The sequence below is a fragment of the Flavobacterium sp. B330r genome, from assembly GCF_056824325.1.
The window spans coordinates 5,146,449-5,168,022 of record NZ_CP124860.1 but is presented as its reverse complement, the minus strand read 5'-3'; the positions used below and the strand labels follow the sequence as shown (position 1 = coordinate 5,168,022).

Here is a 21,574-nt window from a genome sequence, read left to right as displayed (position 1 = left end):
TCTTTTGCCGAAGCGCAGTCGTTATTAGTCGAATTTTTGAGTGGAACGGATAATTTAATTCTACTTTTATTTTAGAAATTAAATGACAAGGCATATGATTAAAGAAGATATAGGTTTTAGAGAAGCAGGGAAATTTGAAGAAACTCGTTTTGAGAAAATTCACAATGTTATTTTCGAATCGTCGCAAGAAGCTTCTTTACTTGTCGCGCAAGAAATTGCCAATTTAATTCAGAGAAAAAACGAGCTAAACGAACCTTGTGTTTTAGGTTTGGCTACAGGTTCTTCGCCAATTAAGGTATATGAAGAATTGGTTAGAATGCACAAAGAGGAAGGTTTGAGTTTTGAAAATGTGGTGACTTTTAACTTAGATGAATATTATCCGATGGATAAAAATGATATTCAGAGTTATTATCATTTTATGCACGAACATTTATTTCATCATGTAAATATTCTTCCTAAAAATATAAATATTCCAGACGGGCAGGTGAGTGCCGAGGAATTACAGCAATATTGCATCGATTATGAGATGAAAATTAAATCGTACGGCGGATTAGATTTTCAGCTTTTAGGAATCGGAAGAACAGGACATATTGGGTTTAATGAGCCAGGTTCTCATGTGAATTCAGGAACCAGAAGTATTACTTTGGATCATATCACGAGAGTCGATGCGGCTTCTTCTTTTTTAGGAATTGACAATGTTCCAAGAAAAGCCATAACAATGGGAATTGGAACCGTTAGAAATGCAAAAAGAATTGTTTTGCTAGGCTGGGGAATCAGTAAAGCAGGAATTATAAAAAAGACAATCGAAGGGGGAGTTTCTTCGCAAGTTCCAGCTACGTATTTACAAGAGCATAACAACACAACATTTGTTCTAGATACAGAAGCTTCGTCTGAATTAACAAGAGTAAAAACACCATGGTTGGTAAAGTCTTGTGTTTGGACAGATGAATTAAAATTAAAAGCGGTGGCTTGGTTAAGTGAGTTGACGAAGAAACCTTTCCTGAAACTGACGGACAAAGATTATAACGACAACGGAATGTCGAGTCTTTTGACGGAAGAAGGAACTGCATACGATTTGAATATTAAAATGTTCAATAAAATGCAGCAAACCATCACGGGATGGCCGGGCGGAAAACCCAATGCTGATGATACATACAGACCGGAGCGTTCCACGCCGGAAAAGAAAAGAATTATCATTTTCAGCCCGCATCCAGATGATGATGTGATTTCGATGGGAGGAACATTTGACCGTTTGGTAGAGCAAGGACACGAGGTTCATGTAGCCTATCAGACTTCTGGAAATATTGCCGTATCAGATGTTGAAGCTTTAAAGTTTGCAGAAATTTCGAAAGCATTACATCCAGATTCTAGAATGTCTGATAAAATAATCGATTTTCTTCAGACCAGAACTGGAAACGAGATTGATTCTTTAGAAGTTAGAAAATTAAAAGGCTTGATTAGAAGAAGCGAATCTTTTGGAGCAACTCGTTACATTGGTTTGCCAGATTCTAACGTAAACTTTTTGGATCTTCCGTTTTACGAAACAGGAACGGTTAAAAAGAATAATCTTTCAGATGCAGATGTCGACATTATGTGTGACATTATTGAAAGAATAAAACCGCATCAAATTTATGCCGCTGGAGATTTAGCAGATCCGCATGGAACTCATAAAGTATGTTTAGACAGTTTGTTTGAATCTTTAAAAAGACTAAAAAACAAAAGTTTTATGGATGATTGCTGGGTTTGGTTATACCGAGGCGCATGGCATGAATGGGAATCGTACCAAATTGACATGGCAGTACCAATGAGTCCTGATCAAGTTTTAAAGAAACGACATGCTATTTTTTATCACCAGTCTCAAAAAGACGGCGTTATGTTTCAAGGTGACGATAGCAGGGAGTTTTGGGTTCGAGTTGAAGATAGAAATAGATTGACTGCAGAAAAATATCACAGCTTAGGTTTAGCAGATTATTCGGCTATTGAAGCGTTTAAAAGATATCACTTTTAGTTTTTTGCAGCATAAAGATAATAGACTATTTCATGGTTTATTTTGGTTAGTTACCTATAATTGAGAGAAAATGCGGTCGTGGTTGGCCGCATTTTCGTTTTTTATTGTTTTGTAAAATGTGAAATGTTATTTGAAAAAGGAATAAAAAAAAGTTAGACATTTTGTGTCTAACTTCTTGCTTATAACTTTTTACTTTTCACTAATTACTTCTCACTAGATCGAAGAATTAAGGATTTTCTGTTTTACCTCGTCAATATAAGATCTTCCTATAACGTATCTAAGTCCTTCAATTTCAATGCTGTTTCCTTCAACGGCGTCAATTTTGTCAATTGCAATCGTATAAGATCGGTGGATTCTGATAAAATCTCTTTCGGGCAATAAACTTGTAAAATCAGATAAAGTACTGTGAATGATAAACTTTCCAGAAGTTGTACTGATTTTTAAATAGTCTTTTAAGCTTTCAATTACTAGGATTTCGTTCAAGAAAATCTTTTTCATTTTTTTCTTGTCGATTTTCACGAAAATAAAAGGATTCTCTTTGCTATTTTCCTGCGGAAGCTTAACTGCGTTATTAAGACGTTTGTTGATTTTGTTTACCGCTTTCATTAATCTAGGAAACTCAATTGGTTTTACTAGATAATCTAAAACATCAAGCTCGTAAGTTTCAATCGCAAACTGATCGTAAGCACTTGTAATAATAAGTAAAGGAGGGTTTTCTAAACTTTTAATAAAATTAATACCGTCCAAAACAGGCATGTTAATGTCTAAAAAAATTACATCTATAGTATTGTTTTTTAAGAAATTTAATCCTTCGATAGAATTGCTAAAAGTATTTACTAATTCTAAATCTTCAATCTGTTCAATATAATTTTTAATAACGTTTATTGCCAATGGCTCATCATCGATAATTAAACACTTTATTTTCATTTGTACTGTTATTTTTGGCCGATATGTGGTTTTTTGTAGGTATAGTTTTCTAAACTTATAAAAGGTGGGGTTATGTGACTTTTATAACTAGTTTAACGACAAAAATATTCTTTTTATTTTTAAATGAAAGCTTATAGTCACTTTTATTATATCCTAATTCAAGTCTTTTTTTTACGTTTTCAATACCTATACCACTTGACTTGTTAAAATTATCTTTATGTACGGTAAATTCGGGCATTGGGTTTGAAATTGTAAAGTATAAAAAATCTCCTTTTACTTTAAAGTTGATGTCAATTACAACATTTCCAGTGTTTTTGTTCACGCCATGCTTAAAAGCATTTTCGACGAAAGTCAAAAGAAGGACTGGAGAAATTTCTTTATCATGAATATCTCCAGAGATATACATATTGACTTCCAGGCGCTCTCCGTTTCTAATTCTTTCCAGATCCAGATAATTCTGAATGCACATAATCTCATTTTCTAAAGTCTGCTTTTTGCCTTTTGTTTCATAAAGCATGTAGCGCATCAATTCAGAAAGCTTTAAAACGATTTTTGGCGTTTTGTTTGATTTTTCTACAGAAAGAGAATAAATATTATTTAAGGTGTTAAAGAAAAAATGTGGAGAAATCTGTGACTTCAAAAACAACAATTCGGTTTCTAGCTGCGATTTTTCTAAATCTGTCACACGTCTTTGTTCTTTTAAGAAATCTAAAGTTATTTTAATGGCAGTAACAAAAGTCATTACATACAATTCACCCATCATCATATCTATCGTATAGTTGAGTGTAAGTGTACTGATGGTCTGCGGACCTTCGGGCCAAACATCGTGTGTAATCAGTAGATAAGTCAAATTAAATTTTAAAACAACCATGACAAAAATCGCTGACAATACACTTATTATATATAGGAAGTACTTTTTGCGATAAATAAACAAAGGCATTAAAACCAAAATATTTAGATAACACAATGCCATGTGAATTGGAAATCCGAGTAAAGTGGTTTTTAACGAATAAACATAATCGTTAAAATAGCTTCCCCAACGGAATGTATTGAATACAAAATACGTTAGCCAAAAGTAAACATGATAACGTATAGGTAAACTATAAGGTTTATTTGAGTTGAAAATCATAATCGTAGAATAGAATGTCGTTTGTTACTATTTTTTGATGTTTAGAGCTGTTTAAATGTCGTCCGTCTAAAAATATTTTGGTAAAAGTTGAATTTATCTAAATTTAAAGTTAAATTAATATTGTTTTGATATGAGGAAAATTACTCTGCTTTCTCTGACGGTAATTTTAACTGCAAGTTGCAAAATAAATGTAGATAAAAATCAACATAAGCAAAGTTTTGCAACAAATTATGTAGATCCTTTTATAGGTACTGGCGGGCACGGACATACATATCCGGGCGTAACAGTTCCGTTTGGGATGCTGCAAGTGAGTCCAGATAATGGGGTTTCTAGCTGGGACTGGTGCTCAGGCTATCATTATTCTGACTCGATAGTTTCTGGATTTAGTCATTTACATTTAAGCGGGACAGGAATCGGTGATTTGGCAGACATTTTATTTATGCCGACAAACAAAAAGTTAGACTTAACCGCCAAAGCCGCTTCACGCGATTTCTTACCGTATAAATCAAAATATAATCATGTTAACGAAAAAGCAATACCGGGTTATTACCAAGTTTTTCTTGAAGATCCTAAAATCAATGTAGAATTAACTTCTACGCAAAGAACCGCATACCATAAGTATACCTATAATAATAACGATACACAATCTGTTATCGTAGATTTAGGTTTTGCCATTAACTGGGACAAAGCGGTAAAAACTGCCATTACAGTTGAAGACCAAAATACCATTAGCGGATACCGTTATAGTACAGGTTGGGCAAAAAATCAGAAAGTGTTTTTTGTTGCCAAGTTTTCTAAGCCCATTACAGAATCTATTATTACAGCTGATAAAAAAGTAGTTTCAGGTAAGAATGCTGAAGGCGAAAACACGGCTTTACAATTATTCTTCGATTCTAAAAACTCGAAAGAATTAGGCGTTAAAGTGGCGCTTTCTTCTGTAAGTATCGCTAATGCGAAAGACAATTTAGATAAAGATCAGGAATTTGAAAAAGTAAAAACAGATGCATCTTTAGATTGGAACAAAGCTTTAAGTAAAATTACAGTTGAAACTCCTGTTGATTCTTTAAAAACCATTTTCTATACCGCTTTATATCACGCTCAAGTTGCGCCTGTGACGTACAGCGATAAAAACGGACAATTTAGAACGGAAGACGATAAAATTGTTACTTCAAAAAATTATACCGCTTATTCTACTTTATCTCTTTGGGATACTTTTAGAGCTGAAAATCCATTACTTACCATTTTAGATCCGAATAAAGTTTCAGATATGGTTAACTCCATGTTAGCATATTACGAGACTAAAAAGATACTTCCGGTTTGGACTTTATATGCAAATGAAACCAACACGATGACAGGATATCATTCGATTCCCGTTATTGTTGATGCCTATATGAAAGGTATTAAAGGTTTTGATGCTGAAAAAGCTTTTGAAGCCATGAAAGCAACGATGATGCAGGACGAACGCGGATTGAATTTCTACAAAAAATACGGTTACATTCCTTATAATTTATTAGACGAATCGGTTACGATTACTTTAGAATATGCTTATGATGACTGGTGTGTGGCTCAAATGGCGAAAGCTTTAGGAAAAACAACTGATTATGAGTTTTTCTCGAAACGTTCAAAAGCTTACGAATATTTATTTGATGCCAAATCTGGTTTTATGAGAGGAAAATCTGAAGATGGAAAATCTTGGAACGAACCTTTCGATCCAAAACATTCCAACCATAGAGAACATACCGATTATACCGAAGGAAATGCTTGGCAACACAGTTGGTTTGTGCCTCATAATGTAGATCAATTTATTAAACTTCATGGCGGAAACGACATTTTCACAAAACGATTAGAACAATTATTTACAGAGAGTTCTGAGATTACAGGAAACAACGTTTCTGCAGATATTTCTGGTTTGATCGGACAATATGCACATGGTAACGAGCCAAGTCACCACATTGCTTATATGTTTAACCACGCTGGTCAGCCTTGGAGAACGCAATATTGGGTGCGCCATATTTTAGACACACAATATAATACGACTGCAAACGGTCTAAGCGGGAACGAAGACTGCGGACAAATGTCGGCTTGGTATGTATTCAGCTCAATGGGGTTGTACCCAATGAATCCAGCTTCTGGTGAATACGAAATTGGAAGTCCGATTTTCGAAAAATCAACTTTAAATCTTCCAAATGGGAAAACTTTTGTAATTGAAGCAGAGAATGTTTCAAACAAAAACTTCTATATCCAATCGGTTACTTTAAACGGAAAAGCATTTAATAAAACAGCCATTTCTCACCAAGAAATGCTAAAAGGCGGTGTACTTCATTTTGTAATGGGAGCACAGCCAAACAAAAACTGGGGTCTGAACTAACTAATTCAAAATAAATAATTTAATGAACATAATAGACGTATCAATCATTTTAATCTATATCGTACTCTCGGTCGGTATCGGAATCTGGATTTCAAGAAAAGCATCAAAAGGACTTGACGATTATTTCCTTGGCGGGAAATCAATCAAATGGTATTTTTTAGGATTGAGCAATGGCTCGGGAATGTTTGATGTTTCGGGAACTTCCTGGATGATTGGAGTTTTATTTTTATATGGAGTAAAAAGCTTCATGTTTATGTGGCTTTGGCCAATATGGAATCAGATTTTTGTGATGATGTTCCTTGCGGTCTGGATTAGAAGATCAAAAGTAATGACAGGTTCCGAATGGATTTTAACTCGTTTTGGAAGCGACAAAGCAGGAAAAGCATCTCATATTATTGTGGCTATTTTTGCCATCATTTCTACAATTGGTTTTATCGCTTATTTCTTCGTTGGAATTGGAAAATTTGTAACCATCATTCTTCCTTGGGATTTAACGGTTCATATGAACGGTGGCGTTTTATTAACCTCAGAACAAGCTTATGCCTTGTTAATCATTTTTTTAACTACCATTTATACAGTTAAAGGCGGAATGTTTTCTGTTGTAGCGACAGAGGTTGTACAATATATTATTATGATTGTTGCGGGAGTTTTAATCGCGGGTTATGCATTCATTAATTATACAGATATTCAAATCAATTCGGTAATTACGCCAGAATGGAAAAATGTTTTCTTCGGATGGGAATTTGAAACGCAATGGAGCGATAAATTCGAAACGTTCAATAGATTAATTGATACGGAAGGTTATAAAATGTTTGGTGCTTTCATCGGAATGACGCTTTTCAAAGGATTCTTCGCGAGTGTTGCAGGACCAACTCCAAGTTACGATTTACAAAGAGTTCTTTCTACAAAATCGGTTAAAGAAGCAGCTTACATGAGTGGTTTTACGAACTTAATTTTATTCATTCCTAGATATTTATTAATCACAGGAATTGTGGTTATTGCTTTAGTGAATTTAGCTCCAGAATTAAACGCAAACGTAAATTTAACGGGCGCAGATTTAGAATTATTAATGCCTAAAGTGGTCAATCTTTATATTCCAGTTGGTATTAAAGGAATTCTTCTAGCAGGTTTATTAGCGGCTTTCATGTCTGGATTCTCCGCTTTTGTAAATGCAGGGCCAGCATATATTGTAAATGATATTTATAAAAAATACTTTAAACCAGTTGCTTCAAATCAGCACTATATTAAAGTAAGTCAGATTTCTTCTTTCTTGGTTGTTGGTCTTGGAGTTTTCATGGGATTCTTCGCAGATTCGATCAACTCATTAACACTTTGGATTACAAGTGCTCTTTACGGAGGTTACGTTGCAGCGAACTTCTTAAAATGGATTTGGTGGCGTTTTAACGGATGGGGCTATTTCTGGGGAATGGTCGGCGGATTAATCGCAGCTTCTCTTCAATTCGTTTTAGATCAAAACAAAGGAAATCTAGCAGCAGGAACATTCTTGCATGATCTTTCGCAAGTGCCATCCATTTACTTATTCCCATTAATTTTCGGAATGTCAATTTTAGGTTGTCTTTTAGGAACTTACTTAAGCAAACCAACAGATATAGAAGTACTGAAATCTTTCTACAGCAATGTGAGACCTTGGGGATTCTGGGGTCCAGTTTACAAACAGTTAAAAGCGGAAGATCAGTCTTTCCAAAAAAATAATGATTTCTATTTGGATATGATGAATTGTGTAATTGGAATTGTATGGCAGTCAAGCATGATTCTGCTTCCAATTTACTTCATTATAAGAGATTATCCAAAAGCGGCTGTGGCATTGGTGGTTTTCTTAGTGACGACTACAGTGTTGAAGTTTACTTGGTTAGACCGAGTTAGGAAGATAGAAGAGTAGATTTTTAGAGAATAGAGTATAGAATAAAGAGTATAGAATAAAGAGTATAGAATAAAGAGTATAGAATAAAGAGTATAGAATAAAGAGTATAGAATAAAGAGTATAGAATAAAGAGTATAGAATAAAGAGTACAGAATCAGGATTTTAGAGGAGATTATTTTGATTCGATAAATTTTAAACACATAGAAACATAGACTTTTTTTAATTTGAAAAAGGAAAAAGAAAGAAACTAGTTTCTAACACATAGATTTAAACATAGCCCGTAGTTTCAACTACGGGAACGCAAGATTGGCCGTGCTGTTATGTACAGCAACTTTGTAAAAGTTCAAAAATTTGACAAAGTTTAACAGTGCAGTTTGTCATCCTGAGGAACGAAGGATCACACACGTAACTCGACAAAGATTGGCGACATAGATTGCGGAGCTTCTAGTGTGATCCTTCCTTCGTCAGGATGACAAAATAGAGCTATGTGATTTATTCAAAGTAAAATGCCTTTTAAGCGTTCCAAAAAACTATGATTCTATGTGTTTAAAAAAGAATAAAACAAAAAACTAATACATAAAAAGAGCAAAAAATGAGTACTATTCCTTGGCAAGACAGACCCGAAAACAGTAAAGATGTAATGTGGAGATATTCTGAGAATCCAATTATCGACAGATATTCGATTCCTTCATCAAACAGTATATTCAATAGTGCAGTTGTACCTTTTGGAGACGGATATGCTGGGGTTTTCAGATGTGATAATAAAGCAGTTCAGATGAATATTTTTGCTGGTTTCAGTAAAGATGGTATCAATTGGGACATTAACCACGAACCAATTGAGATGAAATCTGGAAATACAGAAATGATTGAATCGGCTTATAAATACGATCCGCGAGTGGTTTGGATCGAAGATCGTTACTGGATTACTTGGTGTAACGGTTACAACGGACCAACAATTGGTATTGGTTACACTTTCGATTTTAAAGAATTTTTCCAATGTGAAAATGCCTTTTTACCATTCAACAGAAACGGAGTCTTATTCCCACAAAAAATCAACGGTAAATATGCTATGTTAAGCCGTCCAAGTGATAATGGCCACACGCCATTTGGAGATATTTGGATTAGCTACAGCCCAGATATGAAATATTGGGGAGAACATAGATTGGTTATGAAACCAAGTCCGTTTGAAAAAAGTGCTTGGCAATGTACAAAAGTTGGAGCAGGACCAATTCCGATTTTGACTGAAGAAGGATGGTTAATGATTTACCACGGAGTTATTAATACTTGTAACGGTTTCCGTTATGCGATGGGTTCAGCGCTTTTAGATGTTGATTCGCCAGACCAAGTAAAATACAGAACACAACCTTATTTATTAGGACCAGCAGAAACGTATGAAATGGTTGGAGATGTGCCAAACGTAGTATTCCCTTGCGCTGCTTTACACGATGTAGAAGAAGATAAATTAGCAGTTTATTACGGTGCGGCAGATACACATGTTGCTATCGCTTTCGGAAAATTAAGTGAAGTAATTCAGTTTACAAAAGATAATAGTTTATAATATAAAGATGCATAGTAGAAGTAAATTATTGTCCCTTGCCGTTTTTTTTGTTGGTTTGATGGGTTATTCGCAATCTGAAAAAGAGGTTACACCAAAAAGTTATATTGCGTATAAGACTTCAAAAGAAATTGTTATTGACGGAGACGGGGCAGATAAAGACTGGGAAAAAGCAGCTTGGACAACACCTTTTGTCGACATAGAAGGCTTTGAAAAACCAAAATACAATACTCAGGTCAAAATGCTTTGGGACGATAATTACTACTATATCCTGGCAAAAATGGAAGAGCCTCACGTTTGGGCAAATCTAAGACAACGCGATACGATTATTTTTTATAATAATGATTTTGAGGTTTTTATTGATCCAGATAATGATACTCACAATTATTATGAATTAGAAATAAATGCGTTAAACACCGCTTGGGATTTATTTATTAATAAACCTTACAGAGAAAAAAATACGGTTTTAAACGATTGGAATATTACAGGTTTAAAATCGGCTGTAAAGATTGATGGAACTTTAAATAATGCTTCAGATATTGATAAAGGCTGGACATTAGAAATTGCCATTCCATGGTCAGTTTATAAAACATCTTATTTCGACGATATTGTTCCGAAAGATAAATTTTGGAAAGTCAATTTCTCTAGAGTGAATTGGCAGCATTCAGTTATCGACGGAAAATATGAACGCAAAAAAGATTCAGAAGGAAAATTTCTCCCAGAATACAATTGGGTTTGGTCGCCTATGGGAGTGATAAATATGCATGAGCCCGAAAAATGGGCTTATGTATACTTCTCTTCTAAAGAAAGCGATGATAAATTTTCAATTCCGCAGGAAGAAAAAGTAAAATGGGAACTATATACTTTGTACCGCGCTCAAAAAAGATATTTCGAAAAGAATAAATCTTGGGCAAAATCGTTGCAAAGTATCAGTAAAAAAAATATAGTGGTTGACGGAAAGACTTTAAAGCCAATTTTAGAAAATCATTCATCAGGATTTAATATCTTGGTAAAAAGTCCTTTTTCAAACAAAACCTTAATAATTAAAGAAGATGGTAAAATTATTACGAACGAGTGAGTTGCAAAAACTATCAAAAGTTTTAGTATTAGCGCTATCGCTGAGTTTATTCTCTTGCGGACAAAAAGAAACCAAAGATCAGGAAAACGGTAAATTCACTTTTGGTGTTTGGACCACTGCTGACGCTAAAAAGTCGGATTCAGATTATTCTAAAGAATTCAAAAAATACAAAGACGGCGGAATCGATGAAGTTTTAATTAACACGCAAACCGATCCGAAACTATTAGCAAGATTAGTTCCGCTTGCAAAAAAAGAAGGACTAAAAGTTCACGCTTGGATTATGGCAATGAATCGTCCAAATGATTCGATCGCTTTACAGCATCCAGATTGGTATCAAGTAAGCAAAGAAGGAAAATCTTGCTTTGATAATCGTCCGTATGTAGATTATTACCAATGGCTTTGCCCAACTAAAGAAGAATCTAGAAACCACGTTTTAGGTTTAGTAGAAGGTTTAGCAAAAGTAGAGGGAATTGAAAGCGTACATTTAGACTACATTCGTTTTCCGGATATTTTCTTGCCAATCAGTTTATTGCCAAAATATAACTTGGTGCAAGATGTAGAATTGCCACAATTTGATTTCTGTTATTGTGATGCGTGCGTAAGCAAATTTGAAAAAGAACATCATAAAAATCCAAAAAACAGCCACAATACTTCAATCGATATGGAGTGGAAAAACTTCAGATTAAATGCAGTAAAAGCGGTGGTTGACGATGCGTATAAAATTGCTCATAAACACAATAAAAAATTAACGGCAGCAGTATTTCCTTATCCAGAAATGGCAGATCATATGGTACGCCAGCGTTGGGATAAATGGAATATTGATGAAGTGTATCCAATGATTTATCATAGTTTTTATGATGAAGAAATTGACTGGGTAGGTTATGCAACCAAACAAGGTGTAGCCGATTTAGAAGGAAAACAAACGAAAGTAAATACAGGAATTTATATTCCAGGTTTAAAATCGGATGCAGAATTGAAAGAAGCGATTTTAGAAGCTAAGAAAAATGGTGCAACAGGAGTTTCATTTTTTGACGGAAATGCTTTATCAGACAGTAATTTAAAAACAATTAAGTCGGTAAAAGCGTCGTTGTAGTCGATTTTACTGGGATTAAAAATTATTACTGATTAATTTAGCAACATGAAGAACAATTAGTTTCTGAAAGTTGAATTAAAACCAAAAAGACATGTCAAATAGAAGAGATTTTATTAAGAAAACCACTTTAGGCACTTTAGCCATTAGTTCTGTTTTGGGTGTAAGCGGATTTGCTGCAAATCACGAAAATGAACCAGAAGCTGAATCAAAAGATAAAAAACAGACCAAACCAATTATCATCTCGACATGGAATCATGGTTTGCCTGCAAATAAAGAATCTTGGAAGAATTTAAAAGAAGGAAAATCAGCTTTAGATGCTATCGAAGCTGGAATGAAAATACCTGAAGCAGATCCGAATGTCCGCAGTGTGGGTTACGGAGGATATCCAGATCGCGAAGGGAAAGTGACTCTTGATGCGTGTATCATGGATCATAACAGTAATTGCGGATCTGTTTGTTTCTTGCAAGGAATTAAACACCCCATTTCTGTTGCTAAAAGAGTATTACAAAACACGCCACACGTAATGTTAGCAGGGCAAGGAGCATTGCAATTTGCCTTGTCTGAAGGTTTTAAAGAAGAAAATTTATTAACTACAGAATCTGAAAAAGACTGGAAAAAATGGCTAGAAGATTCAAAATACAAGCCAGTTATTAATATAGAAAATCACGATACCATAAGCATGCTAATGTTAGACCAAGATGGCAATCTTTCTGGCGGATGTACCACAAGTGGTGCTGCTTGGAAGATGCACGGACGCGTCGGTGACTCCCCAATAATCGGCGCGGGTCTTTTCTTGGACAACGAAGTGGGAGCCGCAGCGGCAACTGGTTTGGGTGAAGCGGTTATTAGAACTGCCGGAAGTGCTATGGTTGTCGAACTAATGCGTCAGGGAAAATCTCCTTATGATGCTTGTAAAGAAATCACAGAACGTATTTACAACAAACATAAAAACCACAAAGACATGGAATACCTGCAAGTTGGTTTTATTGCTTTGAATAAAAACGGAGAATACGCAGGTTACAGCCTAAGGTCAGGATTTAATTACGCCGTTTCTGATGACGCAAAAGGCCACAGAATGGAAGACGCGAAATTTAAAATGTCTTGGGATAAATAAAACTGGGCGTAAATGTTTTTAAACACATAGAAGCATAGAATTGTATTGTGTTTAGAGGCGTTTCACTCTTAATAAATAACATAGCGAGTTGAGAACTTTGTCAAAGTTTGAAACTTTGACAAAGTTTAACGACACAGTTTTGTCATCCTGAGGAACGAAGGATCACACTAGTTGATCGACAAAGATTGACGAATTTCTTTGAGGAATTCCTAGTGTGATCCTTCGTTCCTCAGGATGACAAACAAAAACTAAAAAAGTATATCTCTAAAAGTAGATTTATAAGTAACTGTTAGAGAAACCAAAAAACAAAGAATGAAAAAATTACTATTCCTATTAACCGTAATCACTTCAATTTTCTCGGCGAATGCACAGAAAGTTTATACGGAAAATGATATTCGGATCATTCCAAAACCGAGTCAGACTTTTATTAAAACGGGGGTTTTTGAATTTACAAGAGATACAAAGTTTGTGGTTAACGGTGATTTTCAGAAAGACGCTGCAAATGCTTTGGCATCAAAATTTGAGACTGCTGCAGGATGGAAACCAGAAGTTACCACAAAAGCTCCTGCGAGTAATTATGTTTTATTAAAAACAGATCCGAACTTAAAAAATGAAGCTTACGTTTTGGATGTAAATCCAACTAATATTGTGATTTCTGCTAAAGGAAATAATGGATTTTTATATGCTTTAGAAAGTGTTAGACAATTGCTTCCTGAAGCCATCGAAAGTAAATTTACGATTAGCTCTGCAAAATGGCAAATTCCAAGCTTGACCATTAATGATGAACCTCGCTTTAAATGGAGAGGTTTAATGTTGGATTTATCACGTCATTTCTTCGATAAAAATTATGTTTTAGCTACAATTGATCGTTTGGCAGCACATAAAATGAATGTTCTGCACATGCATTTAGTTGACGATCAAGGCTGGAGAATTGAAATTAAAAAATATCCAAAACTAACAGAGGTTGGTGCTTGGAGAGTAGATCAGGAAAATGTTTCTTGGAATGCCAGATTAACGACAAATCCTGATGAAAAAGGAACTTACGGCGGATTTTTTACGCAAGAGGAATTAAAAGAAATCGTAAAATATGCTGCGACAAAAGGAGTTGAAGTAATTCCAGAAATCGAAATGCCGGCTCACGTGAGCAGTGCCATTGCAGCTTATCCAGAATTAGCTTGTTTCAACCAGAGAATTGGTGTGCCGTCAGGCGGAGTTTGGCCTTTAACAGATATTTATTGTGCTGGAAAAGAAACTACGTTCGAATTTTTACAAAATGTAATTGATGAAGTAATTACCATTTTCCCTTCAAAATACATTCATATTGGTGGAGACGAAGCGACTAAAACCAATTGGACAAAATGCCCGCACTGCCAAAAAAGAATCAAAGACGAGCATTTGAAAAGTGTGGACGAATTACAAAGCTACTTTGTAAAACGCATGGAAAAATATATCAATTCTAAAGGTAAAAAAGTAATTGGTTGGGATGAAATTTTAGAAGGCGGTTTAGCTCCAGATGCAACTGTAATGAGCTGGAGAGGAACAAAAGGCGGAATTGAAGCAGCAGATCAAGGTCACGATGTAATTATGACACCAGAAACGCCTTGCTATTTCAACTTTTACCAAGGGCCTCAAAACGAAGAACCTTTGGCTTTTGATGCTTATAATCCGTTAAGCGAAGTATACAAATTTGATCCTGTAGTTTCAACTATGACACCTCAGGAAGCTGCGCACGTATTGGGCGGACAAGCCAATTTATGGGCAGAACATATCGCAGGACCAAAAGATTCTGAATATATGATTTTTCCAAGATTAGCGGCTTTGTCTGAAACCTTATGGAGTCCGAAAGAGAGACGCAATTGGAATGATTTTACATCAAGATTGTTTTCAATGTTCAAACGTTACGATTATCAAGGATTGAATTATGCGAAAAGCGCGTATTTGGTAACCGCTTCTTCAACAGCAGATTTGACCAATAAACAAGTGAAAGTAGAACTGAAAAATGAATTTCCAAACCCAGATATCCGCTATGTTTTAGGAAACCAAAGCATCGATCATCATGCTATAAAATATACAACTCCAATTGAAATTGCAGCAACTACTGTTTTAAAAGCTTCTTTATTTCAAGATGAAAAACCAGTTGGAAAAACATTTACGGATACGATTGTTTTCCATAAAGGATTTGCAAAAAAAGTGAAATACTTAACACCTTTCAACCAGAGTTATAAAGGAGATGCTAATACGATGGTAAATGCTATTCGCGGAAGCAAAAATTTCCATGATGGACAATGGCAGGCTTGGCTGGTTAATGATATGGAATTGGTAATTGATTTGGAGAAAGTAGAAAGTATAGAACAAGTTACAGTTGGGGCTTTAGAAAGTCAAGGCGCTGGAGTTAATTTCCCAATTCAAGTAAAAGTGTTGATTTCTACAGACGGAATTAAATATACGCAAGTGGGTAAAATAATGCGTCCGTATGCAGTAAATCCAGTTCCGGAATTGAAAGATTTCAAAATCAATTTCCAAAAACAAAATGCGCGTTTTGTAAAAGTAATTGGAGGTAACTTAAAGAAAAGTCCAAAAGGAGAAAGCTCTTGGTTGTTTGTAGATGAAATTTTGGTGAATTAAATATTTTTAAACACATAGAAACATAGATTCTTTTTCTTTTGAAACTTGGTATAAGAGTTTAGAAAGAAACTAGTTTCTAACACATAGCTTAACGTGAAATGCTTGTTAAGTTTATAAATGTATAATCTGAAAAAGAATGAATAAGATATTATTTAAGCTCGGAGTATTATTGATTTGCTTGATGCCGTTTTTTACTAGGGCACAAAGCAAAGGATTTTCTATATCTAATGGAGAATTTAAACAAGATGGGAAAATTATAAAAATACATTCGGGAGAAATGCACTATGAGCGTATTCCTAAAGAATATTGGAAACATAGGCTACAAATGATTAAAGCTATGGGATTGAATACCGTAGCAACGTATGTGTTTTGGAATTATCACGAAGTAGAGCCAGGTGTATGGGATTTTAAAACAGGAAATAAAAATTTAGCAGAGTTTGTACGTCTTGCTAAAAGCGAAGGATTGTATGTGATTCTTAGACCAGGTCCGTATGCATGTGGTGAATGGGAATTTGGAGGATACCCTTGGTGGTTGCAAAACAATCCAGATTTAGTAATTCGTACCAATAACAAAGCATTTTTAGACGCTTGCAAAACCTATCTTGAACATTTGTATGCAGAGGTAAAAGGACTTTTTGCTAACCAAGGCGGGCCTATTATTATGGTTCAGGCTGAAAATGAATTTGGTTCTTATGTTTCTCAAAGAACCGATATCAGTGCTGAGGATCATAAAGCATACAAAACTGCAATTTACAATATGCTTAAAGAAACGGGATTCCCAGAGCCCTTTTTTACTTCTGACGGTACTTGGCTGTTTGAAGGCGGTGCTGTTGAAGGCGTGTTGCCGACTGCAAATGGGGAATCAAATATAGAGAATTTAAAGAAGCAAGTTGATAAATACCATAAAGGACAAGGGCCATACATGGTAGCAGAGTTTTATTCTGGCTGGTTGGATCATTGGGCAGAACCATTTATTAAAATTGGATCTGAGGAGATAGCAAGTCAGACAAAAAAGTACCTTGATGCAGGTGTTTCTTTTAATTATTATATGGTACACGGTGGTACTAATTTTGGATTTACCTCTGGAGCTAATTACAATGAAGAAAGTGATATTCAGCCGGATATTACAAGCTATGATTATGATGCTCCTATCAGCGAAGCAGGTTGGGCTACACCAAAATTCATGGCTATTCGTGAAGTAATGCAAAAGTACTCTAAAACAAAATTTGCACCGATTCCAGAGAAAATACCAGTTACAAAATATCCTAATCAGCCTGTCAAATCCACTATGGATGTTTTAAGTTGGATCAAAAAAGAAAAAGCGGTTGTAAATGACCAGCCCTTAACATTTGAAAAGTTAGGTCAAGGAAATGGATATGTTTTATATCGTAAACGATTTACTCAGCCAATTTCTTCTGGCAAATTAAAAATTGAGGGATTAAGAGACTTTGCTACAGTTTATGTAAACGGAGTTAAGGTGGGTGAATTGAATAGAGTTTTCAAAAATTACGAGTTGACCCTTTCTATTCCTTTTAACGGTATTTTAGAAATTCTAGTTGAAAATATGGGACGTATTAATTACGGAGCCGAAATAGTGCATAATACGAAAGGAATTATTTCTCCAGTATTCATTAATGAATATGAAATTAGTGGTGGATGGGAAATGTATAAAATGCCGATGAGTGAAGTGCCAGTTATCAAAAACGAAACGATAAAGCCAGGACGTCCAGTTTTATATGAATCTATTGTGAACATCAATAAACCAGCCGATACTTTTCTTGATATGTCTGCTTGGGGAAAAGGAATTGTATTTGTTAATGGCCACAATCTTGGTCGCTACTGGAAAGTAGGACCACAGCAAACGCTTTATGTACCAGGATGCTGGTTGAAAGCAGGCGAGAATAAGTTTGTTGTATTGGAACAGCTTAATGAAAATAACAAAACAGAATTAACTTTTACAGATCAACCGATACTTGATAAATTAAATTAAGATTACCTATTAAACCAGAAAACAAAGAATAATAAATTATAAATTAGATTAAAGATGAAAAAAGGAATATTCATAATCGCCCTTTTATTTTCAGCTCAGATATTCGCTCAGGCGATTTATGAAGATGAAAGATACGTACCAGAAACAGATCCGTTGGTTTTGAAAAACTTAGACGAGTGGCAAGGCAAAAAATTTGGTTTGCTAATGCACTGGGGAACTTACAGCCAATGGGGAATTGTAGAATCTTGGTCTATCTGCCCTGAAGATTACGGATGGTGTGAACGTAAAAAAGGAAGCAATCCGTCTAATTATAATGATTATATTAAAGATTACGAAGGTTTAAGAAAAACGTTTAATCCTGTAAAATTTGATCCTGAAAAATGGGCTAAAGCGGCTAAATATGCTGGAATGAAATACATGGTTTTCACTACAAAACACCATGACGGATTCAACATGTACGATACTAAATATTCTGATTACAAGATTACTAGTAAAGATGTTCCTTTTCATACCAACCCTAAAGCAGATGTTTTAAAAGAAATTTTCAACTCTTTTAGAGGTGAAGGTATTTCAACAGGAGCTTATTTCTCTAAACCAGACTGGCACAACGAAAACTACTGGGATCCTTATTTTCCTCCATTCGACAGAAACGTAAATTACGATCCGTCTTTATACCCAGAAAAATGGCAGAAATATGTTGATTTCACGCACAACCAAATCTTAGAAATTCTTTCTAACTACGGTAAAGTTGATATTTTATGGTTAGATGGTGGCTGGGTTAGAAAAAGAGACCAAGTAAACATCAAAGAAAACTACGACGAGAAATTTACTGAAAACGAATCTAAAAACGGTTTCATTAAACACAGAGTGGTAGATCAAGATCCAAAAATGGATGAATTGGTTGTAAAAGCGCGTCAAAAACAACCAGGTTTAATTGTGGTTGATAGAGCAGTTCATGGTAAAAACCAAAACTACTTAACTCCAGAAGGACGTGTTCCTGCTAAAACGTTGCCTTATCCTTGGGAATCTTGTATTCCTGCAGGCGGTGGATGGTCTTATTCTCCAGGTGCTGAATACATGACTGGAAGACAAGGTATTCACATGTTAATTGATATTGTAGCTAAAGGCGGAAACTTATTATTAAACATTGCTCCAAGTCCAGAAGGAGAATGGGATAAAGGGGCTTACGATTTATTGCAAGCCTACGGAGATTGGATGAAAGTAAACAGCACAGCGATTTATAACACAAAACCAATCGAGCCTTACAAAGAAGAAAATATTTGTTTTACACAAAATAAAGCGGGTAATGTATTCGCATTTTATTTAGCTAAACAAGGAGAAGATAAAATTCCTGCTGCAGTTACTGTAAAATCTATCAGTCCTAAAAATGGAACTAAGATTACAATGTTAGGTTCTAAAACTTCTTTAAAATGGACCAAAGAAGGAGACGGATTTAAAGTAATTATTCCGGAAAGTTTAAGAAACAATCTTCCTGCAAAAGAAGCTTGGACTTTAAAAATTGAAGCGATCAACAGATAAGAACGAAGCCTATGGTTTTAAATATTAAAAACAAATTTGAAACAGCATGTATTTTATACATGCTGTTTTTTAGCATTACTATTTTTGCGCAGGGGCCTGCCGATTTTGTCAATCCGTTTATTGGAACTTCCAATTATGGGGCGGCTTACCCAGGACCAATTGCACCACGCGGAATGGCAAGTATTAGCCCGTTTAATGTGGCTGGAGTAAAAAATACGCCTATGGAAAAAGACAGTCAGTGGCTTTCTAATCCGTATGTGAATGAAAATACTTTTTTGACAGGATTTAGTCAAGTGAATTTAAGCGGAGTTGGCTGTCCAGATTTGGGTGTTATTTTATTGATGCCAACAACTGGAAATGTAGAAATCGATCATTTAAAATACGGTTCAACCTATTCTAATGAAGTTGCCAAAGCAGCGTATTACAGCGTAAACATCGACAAATACAAAGTAAAAGGCGAATTTACCACTTCAAAACGAGTGGGCGTGAGCAGATTCACTTTCCCGAAAGGGCAATCTAATATTTTATTAAATCTTGGTTTAGGATTAACAAACGAAGAAGGCGCAATGATAAAAGTGGTTTCTTCTACAGAAATTGAAGGAATGAGATCTGTTGGTTCATTTTGTTACAATAGTCCAGAAGATGCTTATCCGGTTTATTTTGTAGCTCAATTTTCTAAACCAGCCGATAAATTTGGAATTTGGAAAAAACCTGCAAAATACAACGGCGTTGAAGCGCAATGGATGGGTTACAACGGAAAAGCGAGAATAATGGAAAATACCATTAAAACCGTAGTAGGTGATAGTATTGGAAGTTATTTTACGTATAAATTCGACAAACAAGAAACGGTTGAAGTGAAGATTGGAATTTCGTACGTAAGTATCGAAAATGCCCGTGAAAACTTAGCAAAAGAAGTTGGTAACAGATCTTTTGATGCAATTTACAAAGAAACCTACAACGAATGGAACGAAGAATTGTCTAAAATTTTGGTTGAAGGTGGTTCAAAAGAAGACAATACGATTTTCTACACAGCTTTGTATCACACTTTAATTCACCCAAATATTTTAAATGATATTAACGGACAATATCCCGTAATCAAAAGAAGTAAAATTGGTAAAACCGATGACACCCGTTATACCGTATTTTCTTTATGGGATACGTACCGAAATGTACATCCATTGATGTCTTTGGTTTATCCAAAACAGCAATCTGATATGGTAAAAAGTATGTTGACTATGTTTGATGAAAACGGCTGGTTACCCAAATGGGAACTGAATTCGACTGAAACTTTTACCATGGTTGGAGACCCTGCAAGTATTGTAATTACAGATACTTATATGAGGGGAGTTCGTGATTATGATGTTAATAAAGCCTATTATGCGATGTTGAAAGGCGCAGATAATATTGAAAATAATCCGCTTCGTCCTGGATTGAAAGATTATATCAAAAAAGGATATTTAACAACCGACAACAAAGGCCCAGTTTCTACAACTCAGGAATATAATATTTCAGATTATTCTATTTCGCTTATGGCCAACGAGTTCGGTGACAAAGACAATGTAAAACGTTTTAAAGAACGTTCATTATCCTACAGAAAATTATTTGATAAAAACTTAAATCTGCTTCGACCAAGAACGGCTGACGGAAAATGGTACGAACCTTTTGATCCTGCTTCTGGAGCTAATTTTGAAGAAAATGTTGGTTTTATCGAAGGAAATGCTTGGCAGTACGCTTTTATGGTTCCGCATGACATTATTGGATTAAAGAAATTAATGGGTGGTGATCAAGCTTTTTCGGCGCAATTGCAGAAAATCTTTGATATTAAGCAATTTGATATGGCAAACGAACCAGATATTGCCAATCCGTATTTATTCAATTATGTGAAAGGCGAAGAATATAAAACTCAGGAAATGGTAAAGAAATTGGTTCGCGAATATTTCAAAAATGAACCAAAAGGATTACCAGGAAATGATGATACAGGCACAATGTCGGCTTGGTTAGTGTATTCGATGATGGGAATTTACCCAATATCGCCGGGAGATCCAATTTACACCATTACAACGCCAATGTTTCATAGAGTGACGATTAAATTAGATCCAAACTATTATAAAAAAGAAAGCATCGTAATTGAAAGACAAGAAAATAATGGTGGGAAAATCAATTCGATTGAGCTAAACGGAAAAACACATAACAGCTTCTTTATCTCACATGATGATTTTGTGAATGGAACAAAGCTTAAAGTGATTCAAAACTAAACACACACAAC

The 21,574-nt window shown here is 35.1% G+C and carries 13 protein-coding genes; 11 read left to right on the top strand and 2 right to left on the bottom strand.

What is annotated here, in order from left to right:
• Positions 1-94: 94 nt before the first annotated feature.
• A complete protein-coding gene (gene nagB, locus QLQ95_RS22855) occupies positions 95-2,008 on the top strand; it encodes a glucosamine-6-phosphate deaminase (RefSeq protein WP_482501848.1) in 1,914 nt (637 codons plus the stop codon).
• Positions 2,009-2,221: 213 nt separating this feature from the next.
• Here nagB and QLQ95_RS22850 read toward each other — a convergent pair whose 3' ends face one another.
• Both QLQ95_RS22850 and QLQ95_RS22845 read right to left on the bottom strand, forming a co-directional pair.
• Positions 2,222-2,935, bottom strand: a complete 714-nt coding sequence (locus QLQ95_RS22850; RefSeq protein ID WP_095930367.1) for a LytR/AlgR family response regulator transcription factor — start codon at positions 2,933-2,935, stop codon at positions 2,222-2,224.
• Between the two features lie 70 nt (positions 2,936-3,005).
• Positions 3,006-4,064 (bottom strand): sensor histidine kinase, encoded by a 1,059-nt coding sequence (locus QLQ95_RS22845; protein WP_095930368.1) that lies wholly within the window; start codon positions 4,062-4,064, stop codon positions 3,006-3,008.
• Between the two features lie 130 nt (positions 4,065-4,194).
• On the opposite strand from QLQ95_RS22845, the gene QLQ95_RS22840 reads away from it, so the two are divergent.
• From QLQ95_RS22840 to QLQ95_RS22795, 10 genes are all read left to right on the top strand, one after another.
• Positions 4,195-6,432 (top strand): GH92 family glycosyl hydrolase, encoded by a 2,238-nt coding sequence (locus QLQ95_RS22840; protein ID WP_482501845.1) that lies wholly within the window; start codon positions 4,195-4,197, stop codon positions 6,430-6,432.
• Positions 6,433-6,454: 22 nt separating this feature from the next.
• Positions 6,455-8,332 carry a sodium:solute symporter family protein gene (locus tag QLQ95_RS22835; protein ID WP_095930370.1) on the top strand — a complete coding sequence of 626 codons (1,878 nt, stop codon included), beginning with the start codon at positions 6,455-6,457 and terminating at the stop codon, positions 8,330-8,332.
• 574 nt (positions 8,333-8,906) lie between these two features.
• Positions 8,907-9,872 carry a glycoside hydrolase family 130 protein gene (locus tag QLQ95_RS22830; protein ID WP_250836317.1) on the top strand — a complete coding sequence of 322 codons (966 nt, stop codon included), beginning with the start codon at positions 8,907-8,909 and terminating at the stop codon, positions 9,870-9,872.
• A 7-nt stretch (positions 9,873-9,879) separates the two neighbouring features.
• Complete coding sequence (locus QLQ95_RS22825) at positions 9,880-10,947, top strand: carbohydrate-binding family 9-like protein (protein ID WP_482501842.1); 1,068 nt, start codon at positions 9,880-9,882, stop codon at positions 10,945-10,947.
• Positions 10,922-12,040 carry a putative glycoside hydrolase gene (locus tag QLQ95_RS22820; RefSeq protein ID WP_482501840.1) on the top strand — a complete coding sequence of 373 codons (1,119 nt, stop codon included), beginning with the start codon at positions 10,922-10,924 and terminating at the stop codon, positions 12,038-12,040. The genes QLQ95_RS22825 and QLQ95_RS22820 overlap by 26 nt, the downstream gene beginning before the upstream one ends.
• A gap of 91 nt (positions 12,041-12,131) precedes the next feature.
• Positions 12,132-13,154: an isoaspartyl peptidase/L-asparaginase family protein gene (locus tag QLQ95_RS22815; RefSeq protein ID WP_320493839.1), complete on the top strand. Its 1,023-nt coding sequence runs from the start codon at positions 12,132-12,134 to the stop codon at positions 13,152-13,154.
• Positions 13,155-13,466: 312 nt separating this feature from the next.
• Positions 13,467-15,779, top strand: a complete 2,313-nt coding sequence (locus QLQ95_RS22810; protein WP_482501839.1) for a beta-N-acetylhexosaminidase — start codon at positions 13,467-13,469, stop codon at positions 15,777-15,779.
• Between the two features lie 136 nt (positions 15,780-15,915).
• A complete protein-coding gene (locus QLQ95_RS22805) occupies positions 15,916-17,769 on the top strand; it encodes a glycoside hydrolase family 35 protein (RefSeq protein WP_482501837.1) in 1,854 nt (617 codons plus the stop codon).
• A gap of 54 nt (positions 17,770-17,823) precedes the next feature.
• On the top strand, positions 17,824-19,308 hold the full coding sequence (locus tag QLQ95_RS22800) for an alpha-L-fucosidase (RefSeq protein ID WP_482501836.1): 1,485 nt from the start codon (positions 17,824-17,826) through the stop codon (positions 19,306-19,308).
• 11 nt (positions 19,309-19,319) lie between these two features.
• The gene (locus QLQ95_RS22795; RefSeq protein WP_482501834.1) at positions 19,320-21,563 is read left to right on the top strand and encodes a GH92 family glycosyl hydrolase; all 2,244 of its coding nucleotides are present in this window, start codon (positions 19,320-19,322) and stop codon (positions 21,561-21,563) included.
• Positions 21,564-21,574: the final 11 nt, after the last annotated feature.

Excerpts from the sequence above, each read along its gene's own strand:
- QLQ95_RS22850 (WP_095930367.1), bottom strand. The coding sequence starts at position 2,935 with ATGAAAATAAAGTGTTTAATTATCGATGATGAGCCATTGGCAATAAAC.
- QLQ95_RS22795 (WP_482501834.1), top strand. The coding sequence starts at position 19,320 with ATGGTTTTAAATATTAAAAACAAATTTGAAACAGCATGTATTTTATAC.
- QLQ95_RS22825 (WP_482501842.1), top strand. The coding sequence starts at position 9,880 with ATGCATAGTAGAAGTAAATTATTGTCCCTTGCCGTTTTTTTTGTTGGT.
- QLQ95_RS22800 (WP_482501836.1), top strand. The coding sequence starts at position 17,824 with ATGAAAAAAGGAATATTCATAATCGCCCTTTTATTTTCAGCTCAGATA.
- QLQ95_RS22805 (WP_482501837.1), top strand. The coding sequence starts at position 15,916 with ATGAATAAGATATTATTTAAGCTCGGAGTATTATTGATTTGCTTGATG.
- QLQ95_RS22815 (WP_320493839.1), top strand. The coding sequence starts at position 12,132 with ATGTCAAATAGAAGAGATTTTATTAAGAAAACCACTTTAGGCACTTTA.
- QLQ95_RS22840 (WP_482501845.1), top strand. The coding sequence starts at position 4,195 with ATGAGGAAAATTACTCTGCTTTCTCTGACGGTAATTTTAACTGCAAGT.
- QLQ95_RS22820 (WP_482501840.1), top strand. The coding sequence starts at position 10,922 with ATGGTAAAATTATTACGAACGAGTGAGTTGCAAAAACTATCAAAAGTT.
- QLQ95_RS22810 (WP_482501839.1), top strand. The coding sequence starts at position 13,467 with ATGAAAAAATTACTATTCCTATTAACCGTAATCACTTCAATTTTCTCG.
- QLQ95_RS22830 (WP_250836317.1), top strand. The coding sequence starts at position 8,907 with ATGAGTACTATTCCTTGGCAAGACAGACCCGAAAACAGTAAAGATGTA.
- QLQ95_RS22835 (WP_095930370.1), top strand. The coding sequence starts at position 6,455 with ATGAACATAATAGACGTATCAATCATTTTAATCTATATCGTACTCTCG.
- nagB (WP_482501848.1), top strand. The coding sequence starts at position 95 with ATGATTAAAGAAGATATAGGTTTTAGAGAAGCAGGGAAATTTGAAGAA.
- QLQ95_RS22845 (WP_095930368.1), bottom strand. The coding sequence starts at position 4,064 with ATGATTTTCAACTCAAATAAACCTTATAGTTTACCTATACGTTATCAT.